The following is a 25800-nucleotide window of genomic DNA, read 5'->3' as shown; positions in this document are numbered from 1 at the left end:
ATCATTTTTTTGAAAGTTTACGGGATAAAACCAGCCATTAAATGGTCTATCGCTGTAATATGGATTATTATATCCAACTATTTATTAATTTTAATGAAATTATCGATGACAAAATGGATTGTTAAAATGCGCCTTTTCACCTTATTTTCAACACTCAGCGGTGTCGTATTCTCAGCTAGCGCAGCTACAATTATCACCAATGAGGATGGTATTTCAACTATCGTTGATGACGTTACAGCTGCGTCAGAATTAGCTGAGTTAAACTGGTTTAAACAATGCTATCCTTATGTACCCGCGATAAAGCCACCGATTGAAGATACTAAAGCCGCGAACGAGATCCTGCTATTATCAGATAATGCTAAAGTGATCCAAGGTAACAAGGCTATTTTTACTGGTGATGTAAACTTTACTCAAGGTAATCGAGAATTATCCGCTGATGAAATTATTTTGTATCAGTTAACCAATATCTTAACCGCCGAAGGTAATGTTGTATTAGAAGACAGGGCGTCGACAATTAATGGTCGCTCATTGAAAGCAAACTTAGACACCAAAGATGCCGAGCTAACACAGGTAGATTATTTACTGCATGGTCAAGCCGCTAATGGTAAAGCTAAAAAGGTTTATGTTACTAATAGTGGTGACAATATTTTAATGCAGCGCTCGACTTATACCCAATGTCCCTATGGAGATAATAGCTGGGTGTTACGTGCATCCTCTATTGACATCGATAATATAGATGAGTCTGCTGAAGCTTATAACGCAACACTGTACTTTAAAGAAGTTCCCGTTTTCTATATGCCATATTTTACTTATCCAACGACAAATAAGCGTAGAACAGGTTTATTATCCCCATCATATAGTAATCCAATAGGTCCATTAGGAAATGGTCTTACCCTCTCTCAGCCATTCTATTGGAATATAGCGCCAAACTATGACATGACAATAACACCGACTTATATGGAGAAGCGTGGTGTCCAATTAACCACTGAATTTCGTTATTTAGTCTCTAAGCAAAGTGGTAATATTAATATTGAATATCTTGGTAATGATAAAAAAATCCAGGACGAAAATGAAAAAAGGACTGATGATAACAAAGAAAATACTAATCGCGTCCTCTACCATTGGGAGCAGAACGGTAATTTAGATGAACATTTAAACTTCAAAGCTAACTATACACAGGTCAGTGATAACGCCTATTTTTCTGACCTTGATACGTTAGTAGGTTCTCGAAGCAGCAATACACTACTTCGAACAGCAGCCTTTACTTACAATACCGATATGACGTCATCACAATTTGAAGTCCGTGATTTTCAAATTTTAAGTAAGGCGCTAACTCCACATAAAGTATTGCCGAAGATCTCTTTTACCGGTTACCAACAATTCGATAATAATCCGATTGAACTATCCGTTTATAGTGAAATAACGAATTTCACTCATCCTGATAATAAGATGTATAGCGGCATAAGAACCCACATAGAACCTGGAATTAGCTTCCCTTATAAACGTCCTGCGGGTTTCGCGGTTGCCGAGTTTAAACTACCAATGACTTACTACAATCAAACATTTAACAAGTCCGATAATGGCAAGTTTAAGGATGGCTACAAGGGTGAGTTAGAAGAAGAAGTACTTCGAATAATACCGACCACAAGGTTACACGCAGGTTTAAATTTTGAACGTTCTACATCTTGGTTTGATAATTCATTCACTCAAACTTTAGAGCCGCAAGTTCAATATGTCTATATCCCGTATAAAAACCAAGATAACATTGGTATTTACGATTCATCAATGATGCAACAAGATTTCCTCGGGTTATACCGCGATCGTATTTATAATGGTTTCGATCGTATTGCCGATACTAATCAATTTACAGTTGGTTTAACAAGTCGAGTATTCGATGAAATAGGCAGTGAACGATTCCGTTTTTCACTTGGCCAAATCGTTTACTTTGGTGATACTCGAGTTGGTTTATCTCCAAAGGAGAAGACGGATAAAAATAACACTGACGTGACGACATCAAGTATCGTAATGGAGACAGATGTTAAGATTAACGATAATTTATTCTTTAATAATAGTATTGAATATGCACTCGAAGATGATCTAGTACGTCGTGCGGATGCCGCGATTGAATACCACTTTGATCGTGGACAGCGCGTGCAATTCAATTACCGTTATATTGAAAATACCGCATCTATAATGACAAATCCAAATGGCGATGTGAAAATCAACCAAGTAGGTTCAAAATATATTTTACCAATCAATAATCAGTGGGACATGGGCGCAAGTTATTACTACGATGTTGAAAATAAAATAACCCAAGACGCTTTTATTGGTATTAAATATGAATCTTGCTGTTGGACAATTCGTCTTGATTATGGCTATCGCATGAAACGCAATAGTACTACCGGCGAAACAGAGTTTGATCGGGGCCCAACACTGATGTTCGAGCTAAAAGGTTTAGGCGGTCTTGCGAATGATATTAATAATATAGGTGGTGCAAGTTTATTTACATACGGTCAACCGTTTCAACTACGTAAATAAACGTGGTTTATAAACAAATTGATAAATACAACTTAGGCATGATAACGGCGGTAATGAACCCGCCGTTATCAGTCAAAAAGGGATTTACAGATTATGACGATTGCATTGAAAGCCTGACAAGGTATACTTCCGCTTACTTTTTCACCTCGGTCTTCAGCGAATTACACGATCCTCATACTTTCCCGTGGTAAAAATTGATAGTTTTCAGCCTACTGCTGTCTCAGTTATAGTCGATATTGAATAGGAATTCATAAAGTGATTAAAAAAGTAATTAAGACTCTATTATCTGGAGTCATAGTTGTAGCGAGCTGGCAAGCTCAGGCCGAGCTAACTAAGCTCGATGAAGTGATTGCGATTGTTAATGAAGAAGTTATTTTAGCGAGTGATGTCAACGCATTAACAAGCTCGGTAACAAAACGAGCAACAAAAGCTGGCCAAACCTTACCATCGGAAAAGGTACTGACCCAACAAGCGTTAGATAAACTCATCATTGATAGCCTGCAATTACAAATAGCAAAAAAAATGGGCATGCGTATTAGTAATGCTCAGCTCGATGATACGTTAAACAATATTGCGAAAGGTAATAACCAAACCGTTGAACAGCTGCGTGAAAGTATCCTTGCTGATGGTGGTAATTTTAACGACTATAAAGAAGAACTACGCATTCAGTTATTAACCAACGAAGTACAGCGTATGCAAATGCGTCGTCGGATCACCATTTCGGATCAAGACGTTGATAACCTACTTGCGATCATCAACGAACAGGGACAGAAAAATCTACAATATCGTGTAAGTCATATCATGCTACGTGTACCTAATGAAGCAGATAGCACGACGATGGAAGCATTACAAACTAAAATTACCGATATACAAACACAGCTAAATGCAGGCGAAGTATTCTCAAGTCTCGCTTTAGCCGTCTCTGCAGGTCCAAAAGCACTTGATGGTGGTGATTGGGGCTGGATGAATATCAATGAAATGCCGACACTATTCGCAGAAGCAGTGACCAATGCCAAAAAAGGGGACATCATCGGTCCTATCCGCAGTGGTGCGGGTTTACATATCATCAAAATTACCGATATGCGTGGCGTAGAAACTGTAATGACAAAAGAAGTCAATGCACGTCATATTCTGGTTAAACCATCCGTAATCTTAAGCGACGACAAAGCGAAATCATTATTAAATGATTATTTAGCCCGTATTAAATCAGGTGACGCGGACTTTGCTGAACTCGCTAAAGCCTATTCAGATGATACAGGCTCTGCTGTCAAAGGCGGTGAATTAGGCTGGGCAGATCCAAACATCTATGTACCCGCATTTAAATTAGCGCTAAAAAACTTGAAAAAAGGTGAAATAAGCCCTGCATTTCGTTCTAGCCATGGCTGGCATATAGTGCAACTACTTGATAGGCGTACACAAGATACGACAGATAAAGCAAATCGCCAAAAAGCATGGCAATTGTTGTATAATCGTCGTGCAGCCGAAGAAAGCCAAGCTTGGTTAAATGAATTAAAACAAGAAGCTTATATTCGTATTTTAGATAATGAATCGTAACAGGTGAAAATGTGACTCATCGTATAGCAATCACTCCAGGTGAGCCAGCTGGCATTGGCCCAGATCTAATACTGGAATTAGCGAAGCAAGACTGGCCAGTTGAACTGGTACTTTGCGCAGATCCAGAACTCATTTTATCTCGAGCAAAAATACTGGGTAAAACGATTGAATTAATCGACTATGATCCAAGTGTACCAGCACAACCACAACGTGCCGGTACGTTAACTATCGCACCAATGAAAATGGCGGTATCCGCGGAGCCCGGTAAGCTTGATGTAGCGAATGGCCGCTATGTATTGGATACTCTGCAATTTGCATGTGAAGGGAATATGTCTGCAGAATTTAGCGCTGTAGTCACAGGACCAGTTAATAAAGGCATTATTAATAAAGCAGGTGTGTCTTTTAGCGGCCACACTGAATTTTTTGCGCAGCAATCAGAAACCGCCGACGTGGTGATGCTGCTGGCAACAACGGGGCTACGTGTTGCGTTAGTAACCACACATATTCCACTAGCCTACGTTGCAAAAGCGATAACAGAAGAACGATTAAGTAATATTATTCGCATCCTGCACGCTGAAATGAAAAATAAGTTTGGTATTGAACGACCAAAAATTTATGTATGTGGACTCAATCCACATGCAGGTGAAGATGGACATCTAGGTCGCGAAGAGATTGAGATCATCTCTCCGACGTTAATGAAACTTCGCGATGAGGGTATGGATTTGACAGGTCCCCTCCCTGCAGATACCTTGTTCCAACCTAAGTATCTTGATGATGCTGACGTTGTATTAGCAATGTATCACGACCAAGGATTACCGGTATTAAAATCGGTTGGTTTTGGCAGCTCAGTAAATATTACCCTGGGCTTACCTTTTATCCGTACATCAGTTGATCACGGTACTGCAATTGAACTTGCAGGTACTGGAACAGCCGATGCCGGCAGTATGTTTACAGCAGTAAACCAAGCAATAGAAATGGTAGAGAAACACGCATGAACGACAAGGTCCATTTAGGTCACACCGCGAAAAAACGTTTTGGTCAAAACTTCTTACATGATGCCTATGTAATTGGTCAGATCGTTGCATCGATTAACCCGCAAAAAGGTGAAAACCTAATTGAAATTGGTCCCGGCTTAGGTGCCTTAACCGAGCCTGTAGCAGATTGTCTCGATAAGATGACAGTCGTAGAGCTGGATAGAGATCTTGCTGAACGCCTAGAGCAACACCCGGTATTATCTAAAAAGTTAGAAATTCACCAAGCAGATGCAATGCGTTTTGATTTTAAACAGTTAATCAAACCGAACATGAAAATGCGTATCTTTGGTAACTTACCTTACAATATTTCAACGCCACTCATGTTCCACTTATTTGAGTTCCATGAAGATATCCAAGATATGCACTTCATGTTACAGAAAGAAGTGGTACAACGTTTAGCCGCTAGCCATAACACTAAAAGTTACGGTCGCTTAACAGTAATGACGCAATACTACTGCAGAGTAACACCGGTACTTGAAGTCGGACCTGAAGCATTTAGACCAGCACCCAAAGTAGATTCAGCCGTTGTTCGTTTAGAACCACATACTGTATTACCGCACCCGGCGAAAAGCTTAAAAGTACTTAACCATGTCGTGAGAAATGCCTTTAACCAACGCCGTAAAACAATTCGTAATAGCCTGAAAAAGGTGATTTCGGTTGATGACATTGCAGCGCTAGGTATTAACGTTTCTCTACGTCCTGAAAACTTAACGCTTGAAAACTATGTTACGATCGCCAATTTCGTCACCGATAATCCAATGCAAACAGCGGATTAAGACGGTCGATATCAATGGTAAGTATCGCTGATTCATTCACTCTTACCATTGACACCGAATATGTCGAAGAAGTATCTGTACCAGCACAACACAGGTACTTCTTTACTTATACTATTACTTTAACCAATCCATTAAGCCAGTCTGTTAACTTATCAAATATCCAGCTATTACTCACTGACGGCGACGGCACAGTTTCCGAATTAAACAACCCATTTCAAGATAATGATTATCTTATCTCTTCACAACAAGATTTTTGCTATAGCAATGATATAATTACCCATTCTCCATTGAGTATCGTTCAGGGAAAGATAGAATTACAACTCAATGCCAGTGAATTAGTGGTGATTACTATCGAACCATTTCGTCTTGTCACACCAAATCTTTTACACTGATCAATTAAACGCGTTAACTCACATACTTCATCACGCTCAGCTAGAAAGGTAATTTATACATGGCAACTTATTTTGTTGGTGATATTCAAGGTTGTTTCGACGATCTGCAACATTTGTTACAGCAAGCTAATTTCGATCCACGCCAAGATAAACTTTGGTTAACAGGAGACCTTGTTGCCCGAGGCCCAAAATCATTAGAAACACTACGTTTTGTTAAACAGCTCGGCTCTGCTGCTGTCACCGTACTTGGTAATCATGATTTACATTTACTCGCCATTGACGCTGGGTTAGCGAAGCTAAACCCTAAGGATAAAACGCAGGCGATCTTTGCAGCAGAAGACAAAGATGAATTGCTATTATGGTTACGTCAGCAACCACTACTTGCATATCATGATGTCTTCAATATTATCATGGTGCATGCCGGTATCAGTCCACAATGGACCCAGCTACAAGCAAAACACTATGCAGAAGAGGTTAATGTACAATTGCGTGGCGATGACTACCTAGCATTACTCGCAAACATGTATGGTGCTCAACCTGATTATTGGCGAGAAGAGTTGCAAGGTTTCGATCGCTACCGCTTTATTATTAATGCCTTTACCCGGATGCGTTTTTGCGCACCAAATGGACAGTTAGAGTTTCACAACAAGCATTCACCTACGACAAATAATAATATACAGCATATTCCTTGGTATGAAGTCACGGGTTCACACCTTGAGGGCGCCCATGTTATTTTTGGTCATTGGGCTGCATTAGAAGGAAATTGCAGTCATAAAAATGCGACAACACTTGATACTGGCTGCGTATGGGGAAACAGCTTAACCATGTTACGCTGGGAAGATAAGGCAGTTTTTTCCGTTCCATGCCTCACACATGCAACATAATTGACTAGAATAAGATTAAATAATAAGCGGGTTATCACAGTGTTGCCCTAATGTTAAGTAATGACATAATTGTTCGTATATACTGCACCCTAATTTTAGCCAACCCACATCAATATTACCGCAAACCAGTATATTGACGTGGTTTGGTTGAGTTTAGCTATAAAAATAAAAAATAACGACTTTACAACTAAGGCTTATATACATGATTGAAAATAATTTCATTATTACAGCTACATTCCTTGTTTACCTTGCTGTTATGCTTGGTATCGGTGTGTATGCTTATCGACAAACCAAGAGTTCAACGGATTATTTTTTAGGTGGCCGTAATTTAGGTCCTTGGCCTGCGGCCCTATCTGCAGGTGCTTCAGACATGAGTGGCTGGTTGCTACTTGGCTTACCGGGTTATGCATATGCTGCTGGTATGGAAGCGATCTGGTTAGCAGGTGGTTTATTAATTGGTACTTGGCTTAACTGGCTGATCTGTGCGAAACGTTTACGTACCTACAGTATCGTAACTAAGTCAATTACCTTACCAGAATTCCTATCTCGTCGTTTTAAAGACAACTCAAAGGCAATTCAAATTTGTTCAGCATTCTTTATCCTAATGTTCTTCTTGTTCTATACAAGTGCAGGCTTAGTGGCAGGCGGTAAATTATTTGAAACAGTATTTGGTCTAGATTATCAACTCGCGGTCATTCTCGGCACACTGTGTGTGGTTTCTTATACGCTATTCGGTGGTTTCCTTGCTGTATCTTGGACTGATTTAGTTCAAGGTCTATTGATGGCAGCTGCACTATTAATCGTGCCTCTCAGCGCGATGGACGGTAGCTTTAGCGATCTAGCATCTGCCATGAACGACATTAATCCGGAACTACTAACAATATGGCAAAACAGCAAAGGTGAAGACCTGAGCGCAATTGCAATCATTTCATTAGTTGCTTGGGGCCTAGGTTATTTCGGTCAACCACATATTCTTGCGCGTTTCAAAGCAACACGTAGTAATAAAGACCTTGTTAAAGCACGTCATATTGCGGTTGTTTGGACTTCATTGTCTATGTTTGGTGCAATGTTAGTCGGTCTAGTGGGTCTGGTGTACACGAATACGAACAACATCACTATCGCTGACGCTGAAACGATCTTCATGTTATTAGTGAACAGCATCTTCCACCCTGTTGTTGCTGGTATTCTACTTGCTGCGATCTTAGCTGCAATCATGAGTACTGCGGATTCACAACTACTTGTATCATCATCAGCACTGGCTGAAGATTTCTACAAACAGTTAATTCGTCCACAAGCAACAAGTGAAGAGCTTGTTACTGTTGGTCGTTTTGGTGTGGTTGGTCTGTCTATCATTGCATTGTTACTTGCCCTTAACCCTGACAGTTCGGTACTTGGCTTAGTATCTTACGCATGGGCTGGTTTTGGTGCTGCATTTGGTCCAACACTGATTATCTCACTATACTGGCGTGGTATGACGCGTAACGGTGCGCTTGCGGGTATTATTATTGGTGCGGTTACAGTAGTCGTATGGAAACAATTAAGTGGCGGTATTTTTGACCTGTATGAGATCGTACCGGGTATCATCTTTGCTTCTCTCGCGATTGTTATCATTTCACTGATTGGTAAACAAGAAGACGAAAGTATCCACGCTCAATTCGACGAATTCGAGTCTAGCTTAGATACAATGGCGTAATAGCCACCAGCAATAGCTATAAAAAATGCCGCGCTATCACTAGCGCGGCATTTTATTTTCTGGTCTAGAGTAACTCGACTCACTAACGAATAACTATTTCACTCGTTCAAGTAAACTAAAGCGGTAATCATGCGGGTTTTTATCATCTGCCGCATAAGACTCATGTTCAATTTCTTGCCAATTATACTGCTCATAATCAGGGAACCAAGTATCCCCTTCTGTTGTTAGTTCAATATGCGTCAAATACAAACGATCAGCAGCGGCTAAGCATTGGTTGTAAATCGTTGCACCACCAATAATCATTAACTCTTCCACATCACCAGCTGCCACGACTGCATCATCTAGCGTAGCAACAACAGTAACGCCTTTCGGCTTATAATCTGTTTGTCGACTTAATACGATATTTAAACGACCCGGTAATGGACGACCAATTGATTCAAAGGTATTACGCCCCATCACGATAGGTTTACCTAACGTCGCGCGTTTAAATAGTTGTAGCTCAGCAGGTAAATGCCACGGCATCTTATTATCTAAACCAATCACGCGGTTATTTGCCAGTGCGGCAATCATAGAAACAATCACAACAACTCCTTAATCAAACAATAGGTTTGTTACGGTACACCAGCACAGGCGCGATCGCCAGACCAAAGCTTAAGCCAATTAAAATAAAAAGAGTCAGTAAACCATTTTCAACAACTTGTTGCTGTAATGTCATGCTATAACCTTGATGGTGTAACGTCATCAATCCTGTCATGGTTTTATAAGCATAAACCCCAGGGATCATTGGGATCACCGCAGCAACCGTCACCACAGGTCGGGGAATAACCACTTTTCGAGACCAAGGTACAGTCGCTAATCCCAGCAAGGTCGCTGCAATAAATGATGCCCATTCAATAGGTACATTTACATGTAATAATAGTGTGCGTACCGCATGAGCACTGGCAGCGAATAACACACACGCCAATAATGCTTGCTTGGGCACATTGAATAACAACGCAAAGCCAAAGGCAGCGATACCTGCAAAAACAGCATCATCTACCAGCATTAGCAATAATTCACTCATAACCAGCCTCCCAGTTGCGCGAGCTGCACAGCCAAGACAATACCGAGTGTAGAAGCAAGTGTTAACAAGGTCGCCGTCATCCATCTTGCCATCCCGATAGTCACGTGCCCTTTCACCATATCTGATACTGCATTAATTAATGGAAAGCCAGGGACAAGTTGTAACACACTGGTGATCATGACCAGTTCAGGTTTATTACCCCAACCAAAACCGCTGGCGAAGCTGCCAATAAAAGTAGCTGTGAATGCGGTAATAAAAAATACCGTGAGTAAATTATGATGTAACTGAGTTAACCATTGGCGAATGCACATCGCAATAAAGCTCGTTAACCACGTCGCAATAAATACAATGCAATCGCCACCAAATAAGTGACTGAAACAAGCACAAGATAATGCCACAAAACACGCGACTATGACTGAATTGTATTTCGGCACCGCTAAGTTATCTAAGCGTTGCTTTACCTGCTCGACGTCATAAATCTGCTTTTCTGCAAGAATACAAATACGTTGTACTCCACAGACAATCCCCATATCAATACCATGGGATTTCATGGTACGCGTTGTAGTAACACAGTGGTCGTTAGATCGAGAGGTAAGAATGATGGCTTTGGAGGTAAGTGCTATCTCAACACTGTCTAAACCGAACGCCATGCCAAGGCGCTCAGTGGTTTGTTCGATAAGCCGGCTTTCAGCGTTATACGCCTGTAATAATTGCCCCGCGTGGACGATCACACGGGTAATCGAAGCTTGCTCTTCATGGCTAATTTTTTTATTACTCGAACAGTCTTTATTCGTACTATGTTGACTCGTACTATGTTTATTCGTACAACGCTCACTATTGATCATGTCTTCATTACACTTTGGGTTCATGACAACATTTTAACACCTATCACTTATTAGATAGTTATCTATCATCCCAAAAGTAGAAACAAACAAAATCACATCACAATAGGATGCGAAAACGCAGCATGATTAATCACCGTACTTTCATAGCCATAAACATCACGGATATTATCAGTGGTCACCACCTGCTCGGCACTGCCATTGGCGCAGATATTTCCTTCTTTCAATAAGATGATCCGGTCAGCATACTTGGCCGCCAAATTAAGATCATGTAATACCGCAATAACCGCTACCCCTGTCTGCGCTAAATGCTTGGCACTCTTTAATAATTGATGTTGATAATTTATATCTAACGCGGCGGTTGGCTCATCCAATAATAATAGCTGCGGTTTGTTTTTATTACCGACCGCTAACTGCAACAGCACTCGTGCAAAATGCACACGCTGCTTCTCACCACCCGATAATGTCGGGTAAGCTCGGGTTCTTAAATGATCGATTTCTTGTTCAACTAAAATCGTATCCGTGAGGTTTTGTACTTTGGCTTGGCCACAATCAGCCTGTAAGCCGCCCATCAGCACCACATCTATCACTTGAAATGAGAAACTTAAGCTGGCGCTTTGTGGTAATACCGCTAGCGTCTTGGCTATCTCACTCCGATTAATATTGTTCCGCATTTCACCGTTTAAAAATATCGTCCCCGATGTGGGTTTCAATTCCCCGGTGATAGCTTTAAACAACGAACTTTTACCTGCTCCATTAGGACCTAAGACAGCCAAAAACTCCCCTTCATCTAACGTCAAATTAAGATCATTAAAAATGCATTTACCCGCAATACTATAATTCAACTGCTGGCAATGCAATACCGATTTGGTCACGTTTAACATCAGACTATATCCCTAATTTAGAACGTTGTTGGAGTAATAACATAATAAAGAAAGGACTACCTAATAACGCAGTAATAATACCAACAGGTACTTCACTTGGAGCCATGACAGTACGTGCTAAAATATCGGCAAGTAATAATAACAATGCCCCTAACATCGCCGATAATGGTAATAAACGCTGATGGTTTGGCCCCACTAACAAGCGAACTAGATGTGGAATAATCAGCCCAATAAACCCAATCATACCTGCGATTGATACTGCAACCCCGACTCCTATTGCACAGCAAAATATTAACCGACGTTTTATACGTACAATATCGATACCAAGGTGTACCGCTTCCGCATCTCCCAATAATAAAATATTCAATGCTTTCGCTGATGACATAAACACCACCAGCAAAAATACCAAAGTGATACTACTGATAGTAATATTGATCCAATTACTGCCCGCCATTGAGCCCATTTGCCACAAACTCAAATCACGCAGACTTTGATCATCGGCAATATACGTGAGCATGCCCATCCCCGCGCCAGCAATCGCACTGATTGCCACGCCCGCAAGTAACATCACCACCACAGAACTACCTTGGCTACTAGTCCCTAATTTGTAGACCAATAAACAAACCGCTAAAGCAAAAGTAAATGCAAAAAAAGACACCGTACTCAATTGTAACCAGTCAGGTAGATCAACCATCAAATCAGCAAAAATAACAATACCTAAACCCGCACCCAGCGCCGCACCACTGCTTACTCCAATAATACCAGGATCAGCTAACGGATTACGAAACACACCTTGCATCACCGCGCCAGTTAATCCCAATATACCGCCAATAGATAAACAGAGTAGTGTGCGAGGCAAGCGAATATGACTTACCACAATGGCGTTTTGAGTGCTTACTGGCGATTGCCAATTAACCCAATTAACCAATAATGCTTTGATACTATCAGCAAACGAGATCGCCATTGGTCCCACAGAAACAGATAACACCACCATAGAAGAAAGACAAAATAAAACAACACTCGGTAACAACAATGGCCAACGGCTATTAACAAACATATACGCCCCCTAATACTCTAATTCAAGCTCTAAATTAGCAGATAACTGAGGATATAACTTAACCTGTAACTGTTTTGCTTGTTCGATACTATTCAGTCCCAGACCACCGATTAGCGCACTGCCATCAATGACATAAATCGCTTTATTACGACCTGCAGGTGTTTGTGCTAATAATGGCATTGCCGCAATTATGGTATCGATATTTTGATACTTTTTCCAATGACGGCCACTGACTAAAATACTTTCTGGGGCCATCGTTAAGAGCGCTTCTGCTGATAATGCTTGGTAAGAATGAAGCGCTGCAGCAGGGTTAACTGCGCCCGCTAATGTCATCACCGAATGTGCAGTCGTATTACTACCCGCAGCAGTATAAGTGCCTTTATCATTCAACAGTAAGAACAACATTGTTTTCGCCGTTTTAATCTGTTGTTGATTTTTTTCTAGCTGGTGAATGTCACGTTTAAGCTTGGTAATTAATTGTTTAGCTTGTGACTTTCTATCTAATTTATCACCAAGTAAGACAATAGTATCAAGTAGGTTTGTCGTTGTTGTTTCTGTCGGTAACACCATCACTTCAACACCACTTTGTGCTAACAGATCGAGCGTTGATTGCGGGCCCATTTCACTACTTCCAATCAGCATATCTGGTGCTAATGATAATAATCCTTCTGCAGACAATTTACGATGATAACCAACTACAGGTAGTTTCGATACGGCCGGAAAACGACTAGTCAAATCGACAGCAACTAAATCATCTTGTTTATCCAAAGCAATTAATATCTCAGTAACACCCGCGCCAGCACTAATGATACGTTCCCCAGCTACACTACCGAATGACAATAATAAACAACAAACGCTAATCCAAACCTTATGCATCTTAATTCCAACCTAGTGTTAATATAATAGTTTTTATAGTTAAATAAAAATCGATATTTCATCTCAACGACAGTATTTAAATTTAACTAATATTTTCTCGACAGTGTAAATAACAAACCCCGATAATGCAAATGCGAATTGGTTGCATTATCATTACAACTATATTAATCTGCAACTATTACGTTAACGATAAGTCGTTTAAAAAGGCTAACCAGTATGCTAGAAAATACTACCCACAATGAAATTCGTCAGTTAATGTCTGACCAACCTCGATTAAGAAGCATTGAAATCGCGCTTGAACTTAATTGCAGTGAATTACAGGTGATCCAAGCATTACCAGAACAAGAAGTAAATATGCTGCCAGCAGAACAAGCACAACGCTTATTAACTGATATTGCAACTTGGGGCAAAGTAACTTGTATTATTGAAGTATCTGGTTTTGTATTTGAAGTAAAAGCGCCTTTCCCGAAAGGAAGAAATGCTTACGGTTATTACAATTTATCGCATGATAGTGACGGCTTACAAGGCCATTTAAAACTTGATAATGTATCTGCAATTGCCTTACTCACACGTAAGGTACGTGGTAAGTTAAGTTATTACGTGCAGTTTTTTGACCATCAGGGTAACAGCGTATTTAAGATTTACCTCGGTCGTAATAAAGACGGCGAAGTGAACCCAGAACAAATAGCACGTTTTCATGCACTATCAACACAAACAGTAAGCGACGAAACTATCGCTATCGTTACTAATTAAACATAAATAACGGACTCGAAGGTCATTATGATGAACAAACAAGAACGCTTAGAAAATCGCTTACAACCAAAAATTGCAGAATTCAGAGAAGAGCGTAAAACGTTAATTTTATCAACATTAAGCGCAGATGGATTTCCACATATCAGCTATGCACCATTCGTCCGTTTAGAGGATGGCTATTACATTTTAATCAGTGAGATTGCAGAGCATACGCAAAACTTATTGGTAAATCCAAACCTGTCATTCATGTTATTGGAAGATGAGCAAAATTCGAAACAAATTTTTGCTCGTCACCGTCTAACATATAAAGCAAATGCCGAAGTTATTGCCCGTGAAAGCGAATCTTGGTCACAAGCAATCCCAGCATTAGAAGCACGTTTTGGTGAAATCATTACGAACCTAAGTGGTTTAAGTGATTTCCGTCTATTCCGTATCGAACCAAAAACAGGTCGTTATGTGAAAGGCTTTGGTCAAGCTTATACCGTTAACGGTAATGACGATATTGACTTCGTACACCTAGAAAAAGGTCACCAGCAGGTTAAAGAAGAAGTTGAAGCTGAATAACCTGTTCAGCTAAGCTACAATAAAAGCAGATGAAATCAATTCATCTGCTTTTATTTGACGCGCTCAAATGCGACGATTCCGATCTCATAATGTACTGTCATTACACGCTATCACTCGCGAGTGACATGCCAATATAAGCCTTCTTGCGCTTCGTAGCCCTTACACACCCAAAGCCCGACCGCACACACCAGTTCTTCGCCATAATAGATTAATGGGATACGATCGCGTAGCCAAGGTGCTACCTGATATTCTTGATATAACTTTTTAATACTACGCGAGCCACTACGTCCAACAGGATGACACTTACCCTCACCGCGGAAACGAATGGTTACCTTTTCATGTGCGAGTGGAGCTTTCAAACAAATCGTGCTGGCATCTTCATCAATTACATTACCGATATCAACGCCACTCTTGTCTTGTATAGTATCTTGTATCGTGTCTTGTAAATGCAAGACGCCGATATTGTCAGGTAACACAATACGTTGAGATTTAGTATGTCCAAGCCCTATCACTACGTCTTTTAGCGCTGCGTATTTCTGCTGATTATAAAGGACTCCTTGATAACGACGAAACTCACCCGCCTGCCAGCTCAATTGTGGATTAGCATCATCAGCGGCATTCACTACTTCTAACCATACTTTATCTAAATGGTGGCGGCTTGGCATCGGTAACTGTTGACCAGCAAGCCAAAATCGAATGACATTGTTACGGCGAATTTTTGATAACTTATCTAATTCAACAATTTTTAACCCAGCTAAAGTATGTTCACAAGTAACCAGATCCATTTGCGCAATTTCATCCGCCAACGCTTGTTGCTCGGCACAGAGTTCAGCGCTGCGGTGGACAGCATGCGCGATACCCGGCCAACGCAGTTTTAAGCTGGGAATAATTTGATGTCGTAAGAAGTTACGATCAAAGCTCTGGTCATTATTGCTTTCATCTTCGATCCAAGATAATTGTGCTTGGCTGGCATAATCTACCAACATTTGTTGCGGATGAGTCAGTAAAGGACGGACTATTTGGCAATTTTCTTGTAATAAAAAAGGCATCTGCGCAGCCATCGCTGACAACCCCTTGACACCTGCACCACGCTTAAGCTGCAACAAAAATGTTTCAAGCTGATCATCAAGATGCTGTCCAAGTAATAATAATGATCCATTATTGAGATGTTTTGCTATCGCTTGATAACGGGCGGTGCGCGCTTGTGCTTCTAAACTTTCTCGACTGCCAACATTAAGCACGACCTTTTCAGCGATAAAGTTAATACCTAACGCCGCAGCAGTTTGCTGACAATGCGTTAACCAAGCATCCGCATTGTCACTTAAACCATGATGAACATGTACTGCAAGGTAATCATGCTGAGGATATAACTGCTGATAACGGGCAAGTAGATGTAATAACACATGAGAATCAAGACCACCGCTATAGGCAAGTACTATTTGCATAGGTACTGTCTGCATAGGTTTTGTCGTTAACGATTGTAACGAGTGCTGAAATGTTGAGAAGAGATCGACGTTAGTAACCACAGTTATCATCACAGTTAGAATAGACCAGCACAGTATATACCGAAAAGTTGTAGATATAAAAAAACCGCTAACAAAGCATCAGCGGTTTAATCAATATTATTTTATATCGTTATAACAATGTATCGTTATAGCCGCTTACATGCCAAATGACATTAGACGCTCATAACGTTGTTCTAACAATGTCTCATGCCCAAGCGGTGTAAGCTCAGCAAGATCCGCTTTAATACACTCTTTCAAGTTAGCAGCCATTAAAGCCATATCTCTATGTGCGCCACCGAGTGGTTCTGAGATAACGGTATTAATCAAATCTAAGCTCTTAAGTCGCTCTGCAGTGATACCCATTGCTTCAGCAGCTAAAGGTGCTTTATCAGCTGACTTCCATAAGATTGACGCACAACCTTCAGGAGAGATCACCGAATAAGTACTGTATTGCAGCATGTTCACACGATCACCAACACCAATCGCTAATGCACCACCCGAACCACCTTCACCAATCACAGTACAAACAACCGGAACTGTAAGCTCAGCCATTTCTTTTAAATTACGTGCAATCGCTTCACTTTGACCACGTTCTTCAGCGCCAACACCAGGGTAAGCACCAGGGGTATCAATAAAGGTAATGATAGGCATCTTGAATTTTTCTGCCATTTTCATTAAACGTAACGCTTTACGGTAACCTTCTGGACGCGGCATACCAAAGTTGCGTTTTAATTTTTCCTTGGTATCACGGCCTTTTTGCTGGCCAATGATCATTACCGGCATACCATCTAAACGGGCCGTACCACCAACAATTGCTTTATCATCAGCAAACGCGCGATCACCAGCAAGTTCATCAAAATCGGTAAATACATGCTCGATATAATCAAGAGTGTAAGGACGCTGTGGATGACGAGCCATCTTAGCGACATCCCAAGGTTTCAAATTACTGAATATTTTTGTTGTTAGTTCTGCATTCTTCTTTTCTAAACGAAAGATTTCATCTTGTAGATCAACATCATCAGTATTGTTAGTCACAAGTTTTAATTCATCGATTTGAGCCTGCAATTCTGCAATCGGCTGTTCAAAATCTAAAAAATTTATGGCCATGAGGCGCTGCTTCCTTATCTAATATTATTACTAATGGCTAATGACGACAATCTTATAACGTCAGCACTAATCAAATTCAAGATCAACATTTCCCGACCCTAACATCAGCTCTAATCCATATAAAAGCTCATCTGTGGGCGATACTCGCCATTCGACACCTAAAGTTAATTTAGCCCTCGCGTCGGCGCGTTGATAAACTATATTTATGGGACAAGTACCCGCACGATAAGGTTCAAGTGTGTCCATAAACTTACGCATAAACGTATCATTCATTTTTTCTGCATTTAACTGCAATGTGAGGCCACGCGCATAACGCTCTCGCGCAGCTTCAATATCCATAACTTCTCTGGCGGTCATCTTATACCCACCATTGAAATCGTCAAAGCTGACCTCTCCAGTAATCACTAAAATGCGATCTTTAGCTATATATTCCTCATAACGTTCAAACGCTTCTGAGAAGAACATCACACTTAGGCGGCCACTTTTATCATCAATCTCTAAGATCCCCATGCGGGTACCTTTTTTCGTCACTTTAACTTGTGCAGAAATAACTAAACCAACCGCGGTAACGACTTTGCCACGTTCGGTCGGTTTTACATCTTTCAATCGATTACTCGAATAACGCTTAACTTCTTTAATGTACTGATTAATTGGATGACCAGTAAGGTAAAGACCTAGCGTTTCTCGCTCTCCTTCTAACCACACTTTATCCGGCCACTCTGGTACATCAGCAAACTTGCTTTCAATTTCTGCTGGTTCAGTGGTTAAAATACCAAACAAGTCGCTTTGACCATGTAATTCAGCCATTGCATGCTGTGCTGCCGCTTTCATTGCTTCAGGTAATGTAGCATGCAAGGCGGCACGATGAGGACCTAATTTATCTAATGCTCCGGCGTAAATCAGCTTTTCCATAATACGTTTATTGATCTTTTTCAAATCAACACGATTACAGAAATCAAATAGATCGGAAAACTCACCACCACTTTCACGGGCCGCAATAATGGCATCAATAGGGCCTTCACCCACGCCTTTAATTGCACCAATACCATAAATAATGGTCTTGTCTTCATCGACATTAAACTTGAATAAACCTTTGTTCACATCAGGCGGTAACAACGTTAGTCCCATGCGTTCGACTTCATCGACTAAGGTCACCACTTTCTCGGTATTATCCATATCAGCTGACATTACAGCCGCCATGAAATAAGAAGGGTAATGGGTCTTCATCCACAGCGTTTGATACGATACTAATGCATAAGCCGCAGAATGCGATTTATTGAAACCGTAACCCGCGAATTTTTCTACCAGATCGAAGATCTTCATCGACAGGTCACCGTCGACACCATTATTTATCGCACCTTCTTTGAAAGTACCACGCTGTTTTTCCATCTCTTCTGGTTTTTTCTTACCCATGGCACGACGTAACATGTCGGCGCCACCGAGGGTATAACCAGATAAGACTTGGGCAATCTGCATGACTTGTTCTTGATACAAGATAATGCCGTAAGTCGGATCAAGAATCTCTTTCAACGATTCATGTTGATACTGGGCATCAGGGTAAGATACTTCTTCTCGACCATGTTTACGGTCAATAAAGTTATCTACCATGCCTGATTGCAATGGACCAGGACGGAACAAGGCCACCAGTGCGATCATATCTTCAAAGCTATCGGGTTTTAGACGACGGATCAGATCCTTCATACCACGTGATTCTAACTGGAATACCGCCGTCGTTTCTGAGCGCTGTAATAAGTCAAAACATCGTTGATCGGTAATATCAATCGACTCAATACGGATTTCTTTTTTACCTTGCTTCACGAGATGCGGATTCGCCATATCCAGTGCCCACTGAATAATGGTTAAGGTTCGTAGGCCCAAGAAATCGAATTTAACCAGCCCGGCTTCTTCCACGTCATTCTTATCAAACTGGGTAACCGGGTTATTACCTGAATCATCACAATACAGTGGTGCAAAATCAGTGATCACGGTAGGTGAGATAACAACACCACCGGCATGTTTACCGGCGTTACGCGTGACACCTTCCAAAATACGCGCCATATCGACCAGTGCACGTACTTCTTCATCACCTTGATACATCTCATCCAAACGCGGTTCAACATCCCACGCTTTGGCTAAGGTCATGCCCGGATCCCCGGGGATCAGCTTAGAAATACGATCAACAAAACCAAACGGATGACCCAGTACACGACCAACGTCACGAATAACCGCCTTTGCCGCCATCGTACCAAAAGTGATGATCTGACTTACTGCATCGCGGCCATACAATTCGGCAACGTGATCAATCACCTCATCACGACGATCCATACAGAAATCGACATCGAAATCGGGCATCGAGACACGTTCGGGATTCAAGAAACGTTCAAACAGTAATTCGTATTCAAGTGGATCAAGATCGGTAATCTTCAGTGCATAAGCCACTAATGAACCAGCACCGGACCCTCGACCAGGTCCAACTGGAATATTGTTATCCTTACTCCACTGGATGAACTCCATTACGATCAGGAAGTAACCTGGGAAACCCATGTCGTTAATTACTTTTAATTCAATCTCGAGGCGATCTTCATACGCCGGACGTTGACGCTCACGCTCTTCTGGATCGGGGAATAAGAAATCAAGACGTTCAACTAGCCCATTTTCAGATACTTTAACTAAGAAATCTGCTGTCGACAGTTCACCGGTTGGAAAGTTAGGCAGAAAGTATTCACCTAAGCGTACTGTCGCATTACAGCGCTTAGCAATTTCAACCGAGTTGGCTAATGCTTCAGGAATATCAGCAAATAACTCACACATTTCATCTTCACTGCGTAAGTATTGTTCTTTACTGTATAGCCTAGGGCGACGTTTATCTTCTAACGTATAACCATCATGAATCGACACCCTAATTTCATGAGCATCAAATTCATCTGTATGTAAGAACACCACATCATTGGTGGCAACAACAGGTAACTGATGCTTGGTGGCAAAATCAACAGCCATGTGCAGATAGGCTTCTTCATCCTGACGTCCGGTACGGATCAATTCAAGATAATAACTATCGGGAAAATGGGTTTGATAAAACTGTAAACACTGCTGTGCAAGTACATCATTCCCTTTTAATAGGGCTTTACCTATATCACCATTACGCGCGCCAGATAATAAGATGACGCCTTCGGCATGCTCAGCTAACCAAGCTTTATCAATAATCGCTCGACCATCAACATGACCACGGCTGTAAGCTTTAGAGATCAACACCGTGATGTTGTTATAACCTTTATTATCTTTGGCTAAGACGGTTAGCTTAAATTGCTCATCTGGGTATTCTTCACTTTGTACCCAAAAGTCAGCACCAAGAATGGGTTTAACCCCTGCCTTTTGCATCGCACCATAGAATTTGACCAATGCACACATATTGGTTTGATCGGTTAATGCGATCGCCGGCATATTGAGTTCTTGTAAACGGGGCGCTAGACGTTTCATACGTACTAAGCTATCCACCATCGAGAATTCAGAGTGTAAATGCAAGTGAATAAAACGAGGTTCTGCCATAATTAAGACTTTCTGCTAATTGAGAGTAGATAAAAATAAAATTAAAAACAATAACGGTAAAGTGGCGCGAAGCCACCAGACTTTATTTTAATAAACCTAACGCACGTTGCACAGGCTTAAAACTTTTACGGTATTCTTCTGTTGGTCCAAGTTCCGCTAACTTTTCCATGTGCGCTTTGGTTGGATAACCCTTATGTTGCGCAAAACCATATTCAGGGTAACGTTCATGCAATTCATCCATTTCAGCATCACGTACTACTTTTGCCAAGATCGACGCTGCACTTATTTCTGCCACGCGCAAATCGCCTTTCACAATGGCTTCTGCAGTCATCGGTAATGCAGGGCAACGGTTACCATCAATAAATACATGTTCTGGTTGCAGAGCAAGTCCAGCAACCGCTCGCTGCATTGCGACCATCGTTGCTTGTAAGATATTGAGTTCATCAATTTCACTTGGGCTGCAACGACCAATACTCCACGCTAATGCTTTTTCTTTAATCTCAGGAAAGAGCAATTGGCGCTTCTTATCACTTAATTTTTTTGAATCGGTTAGCCCCACAATAGGATTGTTAGGATCTAATATCACTGCAGCGGTGACAACATCACCAACTAATGGGCCACGACCTACTTCGTCAACACCAGCAACAAGTTTCCCCTTAGGGTAAATTACTTCATCATACATATTATTCACCTGTCTTTTCTAGCGTTGAACTATTTTTATCATTAATCAATTCAAGCACGGCATCCGCGGCTTGTTTATCCGCACCACAACGGATCTGTTTATGTAGCTCGGTAAAGTGTGCAATCAGTTTAGCATTGTCTGTTTCTAATAGTTTGGCCATTTCGTCAGCCAATATCTCGGGTTGACAGTCATCTTGTAAACGCTCGGCGACAATTTCTTTGTTTGCTAACAAGTTTGGTAATGACACAAACGGTGCTTTCATCAAGCGCACCATGATCTTATACGTTATCGGCTTAACACGATAACCAACCACCATCGCACGCTTCATCAACATGGTTTCGAGCGCAGCAGTGCCTGATGCCAATAATACGGCATCCGCAACAGTCATTGCTTCACGCGCATGGCCATCGAGCACGATAACCTCAAGTTCAGGTGCTATTTCTTGCTTAATCGCTAAAAACTGTTCTTTACGCTGCTCATTCACCATTGGCACAACGAACTCTAGATCACTGAATCGCTGTTTTAATAACACCGCAGTTTCTAAAAAGCTTGCTGACAGCAACCCGACCTCGCCCGCACGACTACCAGGTAAAATAGCCACGTAACGTTGCTTAGGATCGAGTTTTAATTGGGCAATAGCAGCCTGTTTATCTGCACCTTCCAATGGAATGGAATCGGCCATGGTATGCCCAATAAAACGGCAAGGTACATCATATTCATCATAAAATGCTTTTTCAAATGGCAGAAAGGCGAGCACCATATCCACGGCTTTTTTAATTTTGAAAACGCGTTTTTGACGCCATGCCCAAACTGAAGGACTGACATAATGTACGGTTTTTATACCGTTCGCTTTTAATTTTAATTCGATGGGAATATTAAAATCGGGCGCATCAACACCAATAAAGATATCGGGCGGATTTTGTTTAAAATGGGCAAGTATTTCTCGCTTAACTTTAAACAGCCGAGGGAGACGACCAAGTACTTCAACAAGACCAAATACAGATAACTCTTCCATTTCGAATAAGGTGTTAAAACCGAGCGCTTGCATGCGAGGTCCAGCAATACCCTCGAAAATGGCATCAGGATGACGAGATTTAATTTCTTTGATCAGGGCGGCAGCTAAAATATCGCCGGAGACTTCTCCGGCGATAATACCAATACGTAATGGTTTCGTTGTCATTGTAAGCTATCTATAAAGAATACGATTAACGAATAATACCACGTTCATTGGTTTTTAAAAATTCTGTAAATAAAGCAACGCTCGATTGTTCCTTTGCATTTGCTTCTAATGCCGTTAATGCTTCAGCAAGGGTATTGCCTTGACGGTATAATACACGGTAAGCATGCTTAACCGCTTTAATCGCGTCAGCATCAAAACCACGGCGCTTAAGGCCTTCAGAATTGATACCAAAAGGCTTAGCGTGATGACCCGATGCCATTACATACGGTGGAATATCTTTAATGATAACCGAGCCACCGGCAACAAAGGCATGAGAACCCACTTTACCAAATTGGTGGATCGCAGCATGACCACCAAAGATCACAAAGTCACCAATGTGTACGTGACCGGCTAATGTCGCGTTGTTAGCAAAAATACAGTTATCACCGATGATCACATCATGCGCAACATGCACATTCACCATAAACAAGCTATTGCTACCAATTTTGGTTAAACCTTGGTCTTGTACTGTTCCACGGTGAATGGTAACTCCTTCACGGAACACGTTATTATCACCGATCTCAAGACGCGTGTTTTCACCTGCGTATTTAAGATCTTGGCATTGTTCACCAATTGAACCAAATTGGAAAAAGCGATTGCCTTTACCAATTTTACAAGGTCCATTGATAACAACATGAGAAGCGATCACACAATCATCACCAATCTCAACGTTTTCGCCAATGGTAGTCCAAGGACCAATTTTTACATTGTTACCAATTTTTGCGCTTTCATGCACAATAACTGTTTTATGGATCACTATTTCGCCTCTCGTCTTGCGCACATGATCTCTGCGTCACAAACTACTTTGCCATCAACTTTTGCAATTGCAGTAAAGCGACCGATACCACGGCGTTCTTTAATTAATTCAATATGCAGATGTAATACATCACCCGGTATTACAGGCTTACGAAAACGCGCCTTATCAATACCAGCGAAATAATATAGTTCATTATCGCTAGGCCCCCCAGATGACTTATAACCAAGAAGACCAGATGCTTGCGCTAATGCTTCTAAAATTAATACACCAGGGAAAATAGGTTGTTTTGGGAAATGCCCCGTAAATTGTGGTTCATTTACCGATACATTTTTAACTGCATGTAACGATTTACCCGCTTCGAAATCGAGTACTCTATCAACAAGTAAAAATGGGTACCTATGTGGCAGTAATTCCATGATTTCTTGTATTTCAATTCTATTTAGTTGTTCACTCAAAATTTTATTCCTGTCACAACGAAAGCTTTATTCCGTTTTTCTAACTTGATTTTTCTAATTTAGATAAGCGTTTGTGCATATCATCAATTTTCATTACACGGGCAGTTTGACGACGCCATTCACGATTGGCTTGTGCTGGAATGCCTGATGAATAAAGACCCGCTTTATCAATCGGACGCATTACCATCGACATACCTGTGATATTAACATTATCGGTTATTTCCATATGACCATTGATAACACTACCACCACCAATCATGCATTGTTTACCTAGTTTTAAGCTTCCTGCTAACAGAGTACCGCCCGAGATAGCCGTATTTTCACCTATTTCAACATTATGACCGACTTGACATTGATTATCTAAAATCACGCCATCGGCAATAATGGTATTATCTAACGCGCCACGATCAATCGTTGTACACGCACCGATCTCAACACGGTTACCAATAATAACTCGACCCAATTGTGGGATCTTAATCCACTTACCAGCATCATTGGCATAACCGAAACCATCGGCACCAATCACAGCGCCACTTTGGAGCAAGCAATCACTGCCAATTTCGATGTCATGATAAATAGTAACATTTGCCCACAATTTAGTGCTCTGACCAATTCGGGTATTTTTACCAATAAAACAGCCCGCACCAATTATCACGTTATCCGCGAGTGATACGCCTGTTTCAATAACCGCGTTAGCACCAATAGCGACATTGTCACCTAATACCACATCATCAGCAATCACCGCACTCGGGGCAATATCTGTTGCTGGCGCAGGAGTGGTATCAAGTAACTGCGCAGCTAATGCAAAACCAACATACGGATTTTTCATTACTAATGCGTTGGTATTACACGCGGCAAGATCATCCGGTTTAAGAATCACAGCGGACGCCGCAACAGTAGCTAATTGAGCGCTGTATTTGCTATCACTTAAAAACGTGATACTACCTGACTGTGCATTTTGCATCGAATTAATTGCATTAATCTCGATGCTGCCATCGCCGTGTAGTTCAGCTTGAATTGCAGTTGCTATTTGTTGTAACGTCATTGCCATGTGAAACCTTTCTATATCTATAAAATTCTTATACTATTTTACTACATTTTTTGTGCAGTTAAATATAGTTACTTGCTTAATTCTTGAATTATTTTGTCAGAGATATCTAGTTTTGGATCGACAAATAGCGCAGCTTGTTTGGTGACCACAAGATCATAACCATCACGCTTAGACACAGTCTCAATTGCATTTTGTAATAATACTAACAATTTGTTATTTTCTTCTTGGCCACGACGCTGTTGATCTTCTTTAAACGCTCTACCTTTTAATTTCAGTTGCGCATCTAATTCTTCTAACTTACGGACCAGTTTCGTTTGCTCTTGTACGGTCATTAATGCCGCATCACGTTGACGCTTTTCATTTAATGATACTAACTCTTTTTGTAATTTATTCAGTTCGACAGCACGCGTTTGGAACTCTTCGTTTAAACGTTTACCAATCGCTTCACGTTGTGGTAATTGTTGTAGGATCTTACCTGCATCAACAACAGCATAACCTGCTGCACTTGCAGTAAATGATGCACCTAGAGCCAGTGCCAATGCCGTTGCTTTAATAAATTTTTTCATTT

At 41.1% G+C, this 25800-nt stretch carries 24 protein-coding genes; 9 read left to right on the top strand and 15 right to left on the bottom strand.

Annotated elements, in window-relative coordinates; genetic code table 11:
- The first annotated feature begins 105 nt into the window (after window positions 1–105).
- From lptD to putP, 7 genes are all read left to right on the top strand, one after another.
- A complete protein-coding gene (gene lptD / locus AKG98_RS10815; RefSeq protein ID WP_228140275.1) occupies window positions 106–2538 on the top strand; it encodes an LPS assembly protein LptD in 2433 nt (810 codons plus the stop codon).
- 255 nt (window positions 2539–2793) lie between these two features.
- Complete coding sequence (gene surA / locus AKG98_RS10810; protein ID WP_067045581.1) at window positions 2794–4092, top strand: peptidylprolyl isomerase SurA; 1299 nt, start codon at window positions 2794–2796, stop codon at window positions 4090–4092.
- An 11-nt stretch (window positions 4093–4103) separates the two neighbouring features.
- A complete protein-coding gene (gene pdxA, locus AKG98_RS10805) occupies window positions 4104–5087 on the top strand; it encodes a 4-hydroxythreonine-4-phosphate dehydrogenase PdxA (RefSeq protein WP_067045579.1) in 984 nt (327 codons plus the stop codon).
- Window positions 5084–5902, top strand: a complete 819-nt coding sequence (gene rsmA / locus AKG98_RS10800; RefSeq protein ID WP_067045577.1) for a 16S rRNA (adenine(1518)-N(6)/adenine(1519)-N(6))-dimethyltransferase RsmA — start codon at window positions 5084–5086, stop codon at window positions 5900–5902. The genes pdxA and rsmA overlap by 4 nt, the downstream gene beginning before the upstream one ends.
- Window positions 5903–5916: 14 nt before the next feature.
- A complete protein-coding gene (locus AKG98_RS10795; RefSeq protein WP_067045576.1) occupies window positions 5917–6294 on the top strand; it encodes an ApaG domain in 378 nt (125 codons plus the stop codon).
- A 59-nt stretch (window positions 6295–6353) separates the two neighbouring features.
- A complete protein-coding gene (locus AKG98_RS10790) occupies window positions 6354–7178 on the top strand; it encodes a symmetrical bis(5'-nucleosyl)-tetraphosphatase (RefSeq protein ID WP_067045574.1) in 825 nt (274 codons plus the stop codon).
- Window positions 7179–7380: 202 nt separating this feature from the next.
- The gene (gene putP / locus AKG98_RS10785; RefSeq protein ID WP_067045572.1) at window positions 7381–8871 is read left to right on the top strand and encodes a sodium/proline symporter PutP; all 1491 of its coding nucleotides are present in this window, start codon (window positions 7381–7383) and stop codon (window positions 8869–8871) included.
- A gap of 93 nt (window positions 8872–8964) precedes the next feature.
- Here the strand turns inward: putP and folA are convergent, their stop codons facing one another.
- The 6 genes from folA to AKG98_RS10755 all read right to left on the bottom strand — a co-directional run bounded on the left by folA (window position 8965) and on the right by AKG98_RS10755 (window position 13593).
- The gene (gene folA / locus AKG98_RS10780) at window positions 8965–9453 is read right to left on the bottom strand and encodes a type 3 dihydrofolate reductase (RefSeq protein ID WP_067045570.1); all 489 of its coding nucleotides are present in this window, start codon (window positions 9451–9453) and stop codon (window positions 8965–8967) included.
- A 13-nt stretch (window positions 9454–9466) separates the two neighbouring features.
- The gene (locus AKG98_RS10775) at window positions 9467–9934 is read right to left on the bottom strand and encodes a threonine/serine exporter family protein (protein WP_067045568.1); all 468 of its coding nucleotides are present in this window, start codon (window positions 9932–9934) and stop codon (window positions 9467–9469) included.
- Window positions 9931–10803, bottom strand: a complete 873-nt coding sequence (locus AKG98_RS10770) for a threonine/serine exporter ThrE family protein (RefSeq protein ID WP_067045566.1) — start codon at window positions 10801–10803, stop codon at window positions 9931–9933. Before AKG98_RS10770 ends, AKG98_RS10775 begins: the two co-directional genes overlap by 4 nt.
- Window positions 10804–10871: 68 nt before the next feature.
- A complete protein-coding gene (locus AKG98_RS10765) occupies window positions 10872–11660 on the bottom strand; it encodes a heme ABC transporter ATP-binding protein (protein ID WP_067045564.1) in 789 nt (262 codons plus the stop codon).
- Between the two features lie 4 nt (window positions 11661–11664).
- Complete coding sequence (locus tag AKG98_RS10760; RefSeq protein WP_067045561.1) at window positions 11665–12717, bottom strand: iron ABC transporter permease; 1053 nt, start codon at window positions 12715–12717, stop codon at window positions 11665–11667.
- A 9-nt stretch (window positions 12718–12726) separates the two neighbouring features.
- On the bottom strand, window positions 12727–13593 hold the full coding sequence (locus AKG98_RS10755) for a hemin ABC transporter substrate-binding protein (RefSeq protein ID WP_067045558.1): 867 nt from the start codon (window positions 13591–13593) through the stop codon (window positions 12727–12729).
- 216 nt (window positions 13594–13809) lie between these two features.
- On the opposite strand from AKG98_RS10755, the gene hutX reads away from it, so the two are divergent.
- Window positions 13810–14346, top strand: a complete 537-nt coding sequence (gene hutX, locus AKG98_RS10750; protein WP_067045553.1) for a heme utilization cystosolic carrier protein HutX — start codon at window positions 13810–13812, stop codon at window positions 14344–14346.
- A gap of 27 nt (window positions 14347–14373) precedes the next feature.
- Window positions 14374–14910: a heme utilization protein HutZ gene (gene hutZ, locus AKG98_RS10745; RefSeq protein WP_228140274.1), complete on the top strand. Its 537-nt coding sequence runs from the start codon at window positions 14374–14376 to the stop codon at window positions 14908–14910.
- A 110-nt stretch (window positions 14911–15020) separates the two neighbouring features.
- Here hutZ and tilS read toward each other — a convergent pair whose 3' ends face one another.
- The 9 genes from tilS to AKG98_RS10700 form a co-directional block, all read right to left on the bottom strand.
- Window positions 15021–16370, bottom strand: coding sequence for a tRNA lysidine(34) synthetase TilS (tilS, locus tag AKG98_RS10740; RefSeq protein ID WP_228140273.1), 1350 nt, complete (start codon window positions 16368–16370; stop codon window positions 15021–15023).
- Window positions 16371–16571: 201 nt separating this feature from the next.
- Window positions 16572–17522 (bottom strand): acetyl-CoA carboxylase carboxyl transferase subunit alpha, encoded by a 951-nt coding sequence (gene accA, locus AKG98_RS10735; protein ID WP_067045544.1) that lies wholly within the window; start codon window positions 17520–17522, stop codon window positions 16572–16574.
- A gap of 66 nt (window positions 17523–17588) precedes the next feature.
- Window positions 17589–21068: a DNA polymerase III subunit alpha gene (dnaE, locus tag AKG98_RS10730; RefSeq protein WP_067045541.1), complete on the bottom strand. Its 3480-nt coding sequence runs from the start codon at window positions 21066–21068 to the stop codon at window positions 17589–17591.
- Window positions 21069–21150: 82 nt separating this feature from the next.
- Window positions 21151–21750, bottom strand: a complete 600-nt coding sequence (gene rnhB, locus AKG98_RS10725; RefSeq protein WP_067045539.1) for a ribonuclease HII — start codon at window positions 21748–21750, stop codon at window positions 21151–21153.
- Between the two features lies 1 nt (window position 21751).
- Window positions 21752–22930: a lipid-A-disaccharide synthase gene (gene lpxB / locus AKG98_RS10720; RefSeq protein ID WP_067045536.1), complete on the bottom strand. Its 1179-nt coding sequence runs from the start codon at window positions 22928–22930 to the stop codon at window positions 21752–21754.
- A 25-nt stretch (window positions 22931–22955) separates the two neighbouring features.
- On the bottom strand, window positions 22956–23726 hold the full coding sequence (gene lpxA, locus AKG98_RS10715) for an acyl-ACP--UDP-N-acetylglucosamine O-acyltransferase (protein ID WP_067045533.1): 771 nt from the start codon (window positions 23724–23726) through the stop codon (window positions 22956–22958).
- Entirely contained in the window at window positions 23726–24181 is a 456-nt protein-coding gene (gene fabZ / locus AKG98_RS10710; protein ID WP_067045531.1) for a 3-hydroxyacyl-ACP dehydratase FabZ, read from the bottom strand. Before fabZ ends, lpxA begins: the two co-directional genes overlap by 1 nt.
- A 40-nt stretch (window positions 24182–24221) precedes the next feature.
- The gene (gene lpxD / locus AKG98_RS10705) at window positions 24222–25232 is read right to left on the bottom strand and encodes a UDP-3-O-(3-hydroxymyristoyl)glucosamine N-acyltransferase (protein WP_067045528.1); all 1011 of its coding nucleotides are present in this window, start codon (window positions 25230–25232) and stop codon (window positions 24222–24224) included.
- A gap of 68 nt (window positions 25233–25300) precedes the next feature.
- Entirely contained in the window at window positions 25301–25798 is a 498-nt protein-coding gene (locus AKG98_RS10700) for an OmpH family outer membrane protein (protein ID WP_067045525.1), read from the bottom strand.
- Window positions 25799–25800: the final 2 nt, after the last annotated feature.

Source organism: Moritella sp. JT01 (genome assembly GCF_001574435.1).
Taxonomy (GTDB): Bacteria; Pseudomonadota; Gammaproteobacteria; order Enterobacterales; family Moritellaceae; genus Moritella.
Note: the sequence above shows the minus strand (reverse complement) of the source record. Positions and strands in the feature narration are given on the sequence as shown.